This window comes from Hymenobacter terricola (genome assembly GCF_017921975.2).
Taxonomy (GTDB): domain Bacteria; phylum Bacteroidota; class Bacteroidia; order Cytophagales; family Hymenobacteraceae; genus Hymenobacter; species Hymenobacter terricola.
The window spans coordinates 1-1,231 of the sequence record NZ_JAGEMO020000063.1 but is presented as its reverse complement, the minus strand read 5'-3'; the positions used below and the strand labels follow the sequence as shown (position 1 = coordinate 1,231).

Genomic DNA, 1,231 nt, shown 5'->3' with positions numbered 1-1,231 from the left:
ACTAGTGCTGCGTCAATCGAGTTAAGCAACAACATTAAGGATTTAGAGTTGAGGGCCTATGGCCCGACCAATCTCTCCCTTTTCCCTTCCGGCAGCTGACCAGGCCGCCCTCGAAAAATTTACACGCTCCGGTCGTCAGCCGGTGCGTGCGGTACGCCGCGCCCAAGCCCTGCTGGCCCTGGCCACCGGCATCGGCCAGCAGGCGGCCGGCCGGGCCGTTGGCCTGGGCCGGCAAGCCGTCAGTCAGGTGCGCCGCCGCTACGAAGCGGCGGGCTGGCAAGCGGCCCTGGCCGAGGCCCCGCGCAGCGGTGGACCGCCGCAGGTGGACGGCCCGCAGCGCGCCGCCCTCACCGCGCTGGCCTGTACCCCGGCCCCGGTGGGCCACAGCCGCTGGACCCTGCGCCTGCTGGCCGATAAGGCGGTGGAGCTGTGCCTGGTGGACGCTATTTCCCACGAGACGGTGCGCCAGGTGCTCAAAAAAACGAGTTGCAGCCCCACCGCCAGCAGCACGGGTGCCTCGGGGCGGTGAACGCGGCCTTCGTGGCCCGGATGGAAGACGTGCTGGCCGTCTACGAGCGGCCCTACGATGCGCAGTTTCCCGTCGTTTGCTTCGACGAGCGGCCCTGCGTGCTGCACGGCCAGCCCGTCGAGCCGCTGCCGCCCGTGCCGGCCCAGCCTGCGGTGGGCGAGCAGCCGGCCACGGCCGGGCGGCCCCGGCGGGAAAGCAGCACCTACGTGCGCCAGGGCACGGCCTGCCTGCTGGCCGCCTTCGAGCCGGGCACCGGCCAGCGCCTGGTGGAGGTGTCAGCCCGGCGCACTGGCGCCGACTACTGCCGCTTCATGCAAACGCTGGCCGCCGCGTATCCGCAGGCCGAAAAAATTGTCTTGGTGCAGGATAACCTCAACACCCACACCGACGCCGTCTTCTACCAGCACCTGCCGGCCAAAGAGGCCCGCGCCCTCTCGGCCCGCTTCGAGGTGCATTACACGCCCAAAAACGCCTCCTGGCTCAACATGGTCGAACTCGAACGCTCCGCCATCGCCCGCCAGTGCCTGCACCAGCGCATTCCCACCCAGGAGGAACTCTCCGCCCACGTGGCCGCCTGCGTGGCCCAGCGCAATGCCGCCCGCGCCACCGTGCGCTGGCAATTTACCCTGGAGAAGGCCCGCACCAAACTCGGACGGCATTACCAGAAAATTAGGATTGATAATTCCCCTGACTAAGCACTAG

The 1,231-nt window shown here is 68.4% G+C and carries 2 protein-coding genes; both read left to right on the top strand.

Annotation, left to right across the window (positions count from 1 at the left end; all coding sequences use genetic code 11):
• Nucleotides 1–142 precede the first annotated feature (142 nt).
• Complete coding sequence (locus J4G38_RS22380; protein ID WP_210522236.1) at nucleotides 143–529, top strand: helix-turn-helix domain-containing protein; 387 nt, start codon at nucleotides 143–145, stop codon at nucleotides 527–529.
• A complete protein-coding gene (locus J4G38_RS22375; protein WP_210522237.1) occupies nucleotides 487–1,224 on the top strand; it encodes an IS630 family transposase in 738 nt (245 codons plus the stop codon). The genes J4G38_RS22380 and J4G38_RS22375 overlap by 43 nt, the downstream gene beginning before the upstream one ends.
• Nucleotides 1,225–1,231: the final 7 nt, after the last annotated feature.